Source organism: Mycobacterium sp. 1245499.0, from assembly GCF_001673615.1.
Taxonomy (GTDB): domain Bacteria; phylum Actinomycetota; class Actinomycetes; order Mycobacteriales; family Mycobacteriaceae; genus Mycobacterium; species Mycobacterium europaeum_A.
This window is the reverse complement of the sequence record NZ_LZMG01000188.1, coordinates 1-9,384: the sequence shown is the minus strand read 5'-3', so window position 1 is coordinate 9,384 and position 9,384 is coordinate 1. Positions and strand designations below refer to the sequence as shown.

5 protein-coding genes and 1 pseudogene are annotated in these 9,384 nt (G+C 67.7%); all 6 read left to right on the top strand.

Annotated elements, in window-relative coordinates:
* On the top strand, positions 1–270 hold a 270-nt coding region (locus tag A5646_RS10685; RefSeq protein WP_156765579.1), incomplete at its 5' end, for an NUDIX domain-containing protein.
* 451 nt (positions 271–721) lie between these two features.
* Complete coding sequence (locus A5646_RS10680) at positions 722–4,420, top strand: nitrate reductase subunit alpha (RefSeq protein ID WP_067021627.1); 3,699 nt, start codon at positions 722–724, stop codon at positions 4,418–4,420.
* Between the two features lies 1 nt (position 4,421).
* Entirely contained in the window at positions 4,422–6,050 is a 1,629-nt protein-coding gene (gene narH, locus A5646_RS10675) for a nitrate reductase subunit beta (RefSeq protein WP_066878618.1), read from the top strand.
* Positions 6,047–6,715: a nitrate reductase molybdenum cofactor assembly chaperone gene (gene narJ / locus A5646_RS10670; protein WP_067021625.1), complete on the top strand. Its 669-nt coding sequence runs from the start codon at positions 6,047–6,049 to the stop codon at positions 6,713–6,715. The genes narH and narJ overlap by 4 nt, the downstream gene beginning before the upstream one ends.
* On the top strand, positions 6,708–7,439 hold the full coding sequence (gene narI / locus A5646_RS10665) for a respiratory nitrate reductase subunit gamma (RefSeq protein ID WP_066868677.1): 732 nt from the start codon (positions 6,708–6,710) through the stop codon (positions 7,437–7,439). Before narJ ends, narI begins: the two co-directional genes overlap by 8 nt.
* A gap of 162 nt (positions 7,440–7,601) precedes the next feature.
* Positions 7,602–9,257, top strand: a pseudogene (gene typA / locus A5646_RS10660) (translational GTPase TypA); the annotation flags it as partial.
* Positions 9,258–9,384 lie beyond the last annotated feature (127 nt).

Here is a 9,384-nt window from a genome sequence, read left to right as displayed (position 1 = left end):
GGCGAAACGGAGCGCGACGCGCTGGCCCGCGAGTTGGCCGAGGAGTTGGGTCTTGGGGTGCGCGACGTCGCGGTGGGCGGCCGGCTCGGCGACGACATCGTGGTCGACGGCGGGTTCACGCTGCGCGCCTACCGCGTGCGCCTGGTCCGGGGCGAACCCGACGCGCGCGACCATCGGGCGGTGCGCTGGATCACCGCCGCTGAGCTGCACGATCTGGACTGGGTGCCGGCCGATCGCGGCTGGCTGGCGGATCTGATCGCAGCTCTCTAGGAGCTACCTCATAACAAGTCCACAGAGTTCCGGCAGCTTATGTACAGCCGCGTGACAGGTCCTCGCAGTGAACTGAATAGAACAATATGACTTGTAATAACGACGCCACACGAAGCTGCCCTGGATGTGCGTGCCGATAGCGAGCCGAATGCTAGTGCGGTCGCGGCCCCGGTGCTCCGACGGCCGGCATTGCGCTGCCCGAAAACCACTGCTCATGACGCCTTTTTCGAACGATCGCCCGCGCGCGGCGAACCGGATTTCACCCCCGACCCAGACCTATGCTGGTGCTGTATCGCTGCCCAGCCCGCGGGCCCGCCACGCCGAGCGCTGAGCCGATCCGAGCTGGTGCGGGCGGGCGGATCCGTGGGCTGACTGCCAAACACGACGCACCTGGGGTCGAACGCACGGCCCGGCGACGAGGCGCGACGCTACCGAATCGGAGGAGTACTTCTTGACTGTCACACCTCACATCGGCGGAGTGCTCGAGGAACTCCTGGAGCGCAGCGGAAGGTTCTTCACCCCCGGCGAGATCTCGGCCGACCTGCGCACGATCACCCGGGAGGGCGGTCGTGAAGCCGACGTGTTCTACCGCGACCGCTGGAGCCACGACAAGGTGGTTCGCTCGACGCACGGGGTGAACTGCACCGGATCGTGCTCGTGGAAGATCTACGTCAAGGACGGGATCATCACCTGGGAGACCCAGCAGACCGACTACCCGTCGGTGGGCCCGGACCGGCCCGAGTACGAGCCGCGCGGCTGTCCCCGTGGCGCGTCGTTCTCGTGGTACAGCTACTCGCCCACCCGGGTGCGCTACCCCTACGCCCGCGGCGTGCTGATCGAGATGTACCGCGAGGCCAAGGCGCGCCTGGGCGACCCGGTGCTGGCCTGGGCCGACATCCAGGCCGATCCCGAACGACGTCGTCGCTACCAGCGGGCCCGCGGGAAGGGCGGGCTGGTTCGGGTCACCTGGGCCGAGGCCACCGAGCTGATCGCCGCCGCCCACGTGCACACCATCAAGACCTATGGACCGGATCGGGTCGCCGGATTCTCTCCGATTCCGGCGATGTCGATGGTGTCCTACACCGCGGGCTCGCGGTTCTTCGAGCTGATCGGCGCCCCCATGACGTCGTTCTACGACTGGTACGCCGACCTGCCGGTCGCGTCGCCGCAGGTCTTCGGCGACCAGACCGACGTGCCCGAATCCGGGGACTGGTGGGACGCAGCGTATTTGATGATGTGGGGCTCCAACGTCCCGATCACCCGCACGCCCGATGCGCACTGGATGGCCGAGGCGCGCTACCGCGGCACCAAGGTGGTGACCGTGAGCCCGGACTACGCCGACAACACCAAGTTCGCCGACGAGTGGATGCCCTGTGCCGCCGGCACCGACGGTGCGCTGGCCATGGCGATGGGCCACGTCATCCTCTCGGAATGCTATGTGCAAAAGCGGGTTCCGTTCTTCACCGACTATTCCCGGCGCTACACCGACCTGCCGTTCCTGATCAAGCTCGAAGAGCGCGGCGACATGCTGGTGCCGGGAAAGAACCTCACGGCGGCCGATCTCGGGGAGGCAGTCGAGAACGCCGCGCTCAAGCCCGCGGTGCTCGACCAGATCACCGATTCGGTCGTCGTGCCGCACGGCTCGCTGGGATTCCGGTACGGCGAGTCGGGTGTCGGAAAATGGAACCTCGACCTGGGCGACCTGACGCCGGCGCTCAGCGTGCGAGACGCTAACGGGCGCAACGGAGATGATGACACCGCGCTCGTTCACCTGCCCAGCTTCGACACGGTCGACGGCGAGGGCACCACGGTGGCGCGCGGTGTCCCGGTGCGCCGGATCGGCAAGCACCTGGTGTGCACCGTCTTCGACCTGATGCTCGCCCAGTATGGGGTGGCACGCCCCGGCCTGCCCGGCGAATGGCCCACCGGCTACGACGACGCCACCCAGCAGAACACCCCGGCGTGGCAGGAGGCGATCACCGGCGTGTCGGCCGCCCAGGCCATCCGGGTGGCAAGGGAATTCGCGCACAGCGCCGAAGAATCCGGCGGCCGCTCCATGATCATCATGGGTGGCGGCATCTGTCACTGGTTCCACAGCGACGCGATCTACCGGGCGGTGCTGGCGCTGCTGATGCTGACCGGGTCGATGGGCCGCAACGGCGGCGGCTGGGCCCACTACGTCGGCCAGGAAAAGGTGCGCCCGCTCACCGGATTCCAGACGATGGCGATGGCGACCGACTGGGTGCGGCCGCCGCGGCAGGTGCCCGGCGCCTCCTACTGGTACGCACACACCGACCAGTGGCGCTACGACGGATACGGCGCGGACAAGCTGGCCAGCCCGGTGGGGCGGGGCAGGTTCGCGGGCAAGCACACCATGGACCTGCTGGCGTCCGCGGTGGCGATGGGGTGGAGCCCGTATTACCCCCAGTTCGACCGGTCCAGCCTGGACGTCGCGGACGAGGCGCGCGCCGCCGATCGCGACGTCGCCGACTATGTCGCCGAACAATTGGGCCAGCGCAAGCTCAAGCTCGCCGTGACCGATCCCGACAACCCGGTGAATTGGCCACGGGTGCTTACGGTTTGGCGGGCCAACCTGATCGGCTCGTCGGGCAAGGGCGGCGAATACTTCCTGCGCCATCTGCTGGGCACCGATTCCAACGCCTCGGCGCTGCCGCCGGAGGACGGCGTGCGGCCCACCGGCGTGACGTGTGAGGGCGACATTCCCGAGGGCAAGCTCGACCTGATGATGTCGATCGACTTCCGGATGACCTCGACGACGCTGGTGTCCGACATCGTGCTGCCGGCGGCCACCTGGTACGAGAAGGCCGACATCTCCAGCACGGACATGCACCCCTACGTGCATGCGTTCAGCGCCGCGACCGATCCGCCGTGGGAAACCCGTTCGGACTTCGACGCTTTCGGTGCGATCGCGCGCGCCTTCAGCGCCATGGCCAAGGACCATCTGGGCACCCGCACCGACGTGGTGCTCAGCGCGCTGCAGCACGACACCCCGGACGCGATGGCCTATCCCGATGGCACCGAATGCGATTGGCTGCACTCGGGTGCGACGCCGGTGCCGGGCCGGACGATGGGCAAGCTCACCGTGGTGGAGCGCGACTACGGCGCCATCTACGACAAGTGGCGGACCCTGGGTCCGCTGGTGGACAAGTTCGGCCTGACCACCAAGGGCGTCACGGTGCACCCGTTCCGTGAGGTCGAGGAGCTGGCCGCCAAGTTCGGTGTGCTCAATTCCGGTGTGGCAGCGGGTCGTCCGGCCGTCACCACCGCGTCGCGGATGGCCGACGTGCTGCTGCTCCTGTCCGGCACGACCAACGGGCGGCTGGCGGTCGAGGGCTTCCACGAACTGGAGAAGCGCACCGGTCAGCGGCTCGTGCATCTGGCCGAGGGCAGCGAGGACAAGCGCATCAGCTACGCCGATACCCAGGCCCGGCCCGTTCCGGTGGTCACCAGCCCGGAATGGTCGGGCAGCGAAACGGGTGGGCGTCGCTACGCGCCGTTCACCATCAACATCGAAAACCTCAAGCCGTTCCACACCCTGACCGGGCGGATGCACTTCTATCTGGCCCACGACTGGGTCGAGGAACTCGGCGAGCACCTGCCGGTGTTCCGCCCGCCGCTGGACATGGCGCGCCTGTTCGGCCAGCCGACGCTCGGGCTCACCGAGGATGGGGTCGGGCTCACGGTGCGCTACCTGACCCCGCACTCGAAGTGGTCTTTCCACTCCACCTATCAGGACAACCTCTACATGCTCTCGTTGTCCCGCGGTGGTCCGACGATGTGGATGAGCCCCGGCGATGCGGCGAAAATCAATGTGCGCGACAACGATTGGGTCGAGGCGGTGAACGTCAACGGCATCTACGTGTGCCGGGCAATCGTCTCGCACCGGATGCCCGACGGCGTGGTGTACGTCTACCACGTCCAGGAGCGCACGGTGGACACCCCGCGCTCCGAGACCAACAACAAGCGCGGCGGCAACCACAACGCGCTGACCCGGGTCCGCATCAAGCCCAGCCACCTGGCCGGCGGTTACGGACAGCACGCGTTCGCGTTCAACTACCTGGGTCCGACCGGTAACCAGCGCGACGAGGTCACGATCGTCCGTCGTCGTAGCCAAGAGGTGGTGTACTGACATGAAGGTCATGGCCCAGTTGGCGATGGTGATGAACCTCGACAAGTGCATCGGCTGTCACACCTGTTCGGTGACGTGCAAGCAGGCGTGGACCAACCGATCCGGCACCGAGTACGTGTGGTTCAACAACGTCGAAACCCGTCCCGGACAAGGCTATCCGCGCACCTACGAGGACCAGGAGCGCTGGCGCGGCGGCTGGATTCGCGACAAGAAGGGCCGGCTGCGGCTACGTGACGGCGGGCGGCTGCAAAAACTGCTGCGCATCTTCGCCAATCCGAAGCTGCCGGTCATCGGCGACTACTACGAGCCCTGGACCTACGACTACGAGAACCTGACCACCGCCCCGGCGGGTGACACCTTCCCGACGGCCGCGCCCCGAAGCCTGATCAGCGGTGAGCCGATGAAGGTTTCGTGGGGGCCGAACTGGGACGACAACCTGGCCGGGTCGCCGGAGATCCTGGCCGGGGACCCGATCCTGAAAAAGGTCAGCGAAGAGGTCAAGCTCTCGCTCGAAGAAACCTTCATGTTCTACCTGCCCCGGATCTGCGAGCACTGCCTCAACCCGTCCTGCGTGGCGTCGTGCCCCTCGGGTGCGATGTACAAGCGCAGCGAGGACGGCATCGTGCTGGTCGACCAGGACCGATGTCGCGGCTGGCGGATGTGTGTGTCCGGATGTCCTTACAAGAAGGTTTATTTCAACCACAAGACGGGCAAGGCCGAGAAGTGCACGCTGTGTTATCCGCGGATGGAGGTCGGGCTGCCGACCATCTGCTCGGAGACCTGTGTGGGGCGGCTGCGCTACCTGGGCGTGGTCCTCTATGACGTCGACCGGGTGCTGGAAGCCGCGTCGGTGGAAAAGGACACCGATCTCTATCCGGCGCAGTGCGAGATCCTGCTCGACCCGCACGATCCGGACGTCATCGCCGGTGCGCGCGCCGAGGGGATTCCGGACGAGTGGATCGAGGCCGCCCAGCGTTCCCCGGTGTACGCGCTGATCCACACCTACAAGGTGGCGCTGCCGCTGCACCCGGAATACCGGACCATGCCGATGGTTTGGTACATCCCGCCGCTCTCGCCGGTGGTCGACGCGGTCAGCCGCGACGGCCACGACGGGGAAGACCTCGGCAACCTGTTCGGCGCGCTGGACGCGCTGCGCATCCCGATGCAGTACCTGGCCGAACTGTTCACCGCCGGCGACACCGCCGTGGTCGAAGGCGTGTTGCGCCGGCTGGCGGCGATGCGCTCCTACATGCGCGACATCAACCTCGGGCGCGAAACCCAACCGCACATCCCGCATTCGGTCGGCCTGACCGAAGAAGAGATCTACGAGATGTACCGGCTGCTGGCCATCGCGAAATACGAAGAGCGCTATGTGATTCCGACAGCCTTCGCGCCGCAGGCCCGCGACCTCGAGGAGATGGCGGGCTGCTCGTTGACCGGCGACGGCGGGCCGGGCATGTACGAGTCCGATCCGGTGCCGGTGTCCGTGGAGACCTTCCACACCCTCAAGCAGCGCGGCTCTCCTGAACAAGACCCCGGCAACGGACGGCGGTCGACGCGGGTGAACCTGCTCAACTGGGACGGCGGCCAGGTGCCCGCCGGCATGTTCCCCGAAGGGCGGCAGCGATGAAGCTGCTTTCGGCGCTGCGCGAGCGTTCCACCACCCGGGCGATGCAGGATCGCCTGGTGTGGCAGGCGGCCTCCCTGCTGCTGGCCTACCCTGACGACGGGTTGGCCGGGCGCCTGGACACCGTCGAGGAGCTGCTGAGCCATGTCAGCGGTCCGCCGGCGGCGCTGCTGGGGCGGACGGTCGCGGCGCTGCGAGCGGTCGAGCCGATGACCGCGGCGATGGACTACGTCGCGACGTTCGACATGCGCCGGCGCGCCACCATGTACCTGACCTACTGGACCGCGGGGGATACCCGCAATCGCGGACGGGAGATGCTGGCGTTCGCCACCGCCTACCGCGAGGCGGGGGTACAGCCGCCGGGCGGTGAGGCGCCCGATCATCTGGCCGTGGTGCTCGAATTCGCCGCCACCGTCGATCCCGACGCCGGGCGGCGAATGCTGAGCCGGCACCGCGTGCCGATCGACGTGCTGCGCGGCGCCCTGGCCGACGCCGAGTCGCCCTACGAACCGACGGTGGCGGCGGTCTGCGCGACCCTGCCCGACGCGACCGATCAGGAAGTGCGCCGCGCCGAGCGCCTGGCCCAAGCCGGGCCGCCTGCGGAAGCCGTTGGACTGCAACCGTTTACCTTGACCGTGCCACCCCGCAAAGGATCGCCAAGTGTTTAGCAACGTCCTGTTCTGGGACATCGCGCCCTACGTCACGCTGTCGGTGCTGATCGTGGGCACCTGGTGGCGCTACCGGTATGACAAATTCGGCTGGACCTCGCGGTCGTCGCAGATCTACGAGTCGCGACTGCTCAGCATCGCCAGCCCCATCTTTCATTTCGGCATCCTGGCGGTGTTCGCCGGGCATGTGATGGGCCTGTTCATTCCGCCGAAGGTCACCCAGATGATGAAGATGAGCGACCACTTCTATCACCTGCAGGCGGTCATCGCCGGGTCGATGGCCGGCGTCGCGACGCTGGTCGGCATCGGGTTGCTGATCTACCGGCGGTTCACCCGCCCGGCGGTCTCCATGGCCACCAGCCGCAGCGACAAGGTGATGTACACGGTGCTGGTGCTGGCGATCGTGGTGGGCCTGTACTGCGACCTGATCGGCACCGGCCCGCACGGTGGGGAGTTCCACTACCGCTACACGGTCGGGTTGTGGTTCCGCCGGATCTGGATCCTGCAACCGCACGGCGAGGTGATGGTCAACGCGCCGCTGGACTACCAGTTGCACGCCCTGATCGGCATGGTGTTGTTCACGCTGTGGCCGTTCACCCGGCTGGTGCATGTGTTCAGCGCCCCGGTCGTCTACCTGTTCCGGCCCTACATCGTCTACCGCAGCCGCGAGGCGGCGGGTAAGGGTCAACTCGTCGGCACGGCGCCGCGCCGGCGGGGCTGGTAAGGGTTCGCCCCGCGCGTCGATTGCGCGGCCAGGGCGACGACACGCCGACCCGGCCCGCCGCCACCGCACACCCGAGCCGTCGGTCACCGAACGGCGCCCGGTTACCAGCCGGTTCGCTGGCCAGTTCGCTTTGAAAGGCCCCCCGCTGCCACAATCACCGACGTGCTATTTCGCAACGTCGCCATCGTCGCCCACGTCGACCACGGAAAGACCACCCTGGTCGACGCGATGCTGCGGCAGTCGGGCGCGCTGCACCACCGCGGGGACGACGCCGTCGAGCGCCTGATGGACTCCGGTGACCTGGAGAAGGAAAAAGGCATCACGATCCTGGCCAAGAACACGGCCGTGCATCGCAAGAATGCGGACGGAACGACGACCGTCATCAACGTCATCGACACGCCCGGCCACGCCGACTTCGGCGGCGAGGTGGAGCGTGGCCTGTCGATGGTCGACGGGGTGTTGCTGCTGGTCGACGCCTCGGAGGGGCCGCTGCCACAGACCCGGTTCGTGCTGCGCAAGGCCCTGGCCGCCCACCTTCCGGTGATCCTGGTCGTCAACAAGACGGACCGGCCGGACGCCCGGATCTCCGAGGTCGTCTCGGAGAGCCACGACCTGCTGCTCGACGTGGCCTCCGACCTCGACGAGGAAGCGCAGAAGGCGGCCGAGCACGCCCTGGACCTGCCGACGCTGTACGCCTCCGGCCGGGCGGGCATCGCCAGCACCACCGAGCCGGCCAACGGCGAAAACCCCGAGGGCGACAACCTCGATCCGCTGTTCGACGTCCTGCTCGAGTACATCCCGCCGCCGCAGGGCGATCCCGAGGCGCCGCTGCAGGCGCTGGTCACCAACCTCGACGCCTCGGCCTTCCTCGGCCGGCTCGCGCTGATCCGCATCTACAAGGGCCGGATCCGCAAGGGCCAGCAGGTCGCCTGGATGCGCGAGGTGGACGGCCATCCCGTCATCACGAACGCCAAGATCACCGAACTGCTGGTGACCGAGGGCGTGGAACGTACCCCCACCGACGAGGCCATCGCGGGGGACATCGTCGCGGTCGCGGGCATTCCGGAGATCATGATCGGTGACACGCTGGCCGATCCGGACCACGCGCACGCGCTGCCGCGCATCACCGTCGACGAGCCCGCCATCTCGGTGACCATCGGCACCAACACCTCGCCGCTGGCCGGCAAGGTGAAGGGGCACAAGCTGACCGCGCGCATGGTGAAGTCGCGCCTGGACGCCGAGCTCGTCGGCAACGTCTCGATCAAGGTCGTCGACATCGACCGGCCCGACGCCTGGGAGGTGCAGGGCCGCGGCGAGCTCGCGCTGGCGGTGCTCGTCGAGCAGATGCGCCGCGAGGGCTTCGAGCTCACCGTCGGCAAGCCCCAGGTCGTCACCCAGACGATCGACGGCAAGCTGCACGAGCCCTTCGAGGCGATGACCATCGACTGCCCTGAGGAATTCGTCGGCGCCATCACCCAGCTGATGGCCGCCCGCAAGGGGCGCATGGAAGAGATGACCAACCACGCGGCGGGCTGGGTCCGGATGGACTTCATCGTCCCCAGCCGCGGCCTGATCGGGTTCCGCACCGACTTCCTCACGCTGACCCGCGGCACCGGAATCGCCAATGCGGTGTTCGACGGCTACCGGCCGTGGGCGGGGGAGATCCGCGCCCGCCACACCGGCTCGCTGGTCTCCGACCGCGCGGGCACCATCACCCCGTTCGCCATGATCCAGCTCGCCGACCGCGGCCAGTTCTTCGTCGAGCCGGGCCAGGACACCTACGAGGGCATGGTCGTCGGGATCAACCCGCGCGCAGAATTCCATGGCCTGCTCGAGATCGAGTTCGAGCGGCCGGGCCAGCGTTTCGATGACATCGGCGGTCGACGACCGCATGTTGGTCAGCTTCTTCTCGCGGGTGACGTTGATGTCGAGATCCTCTGCGCGC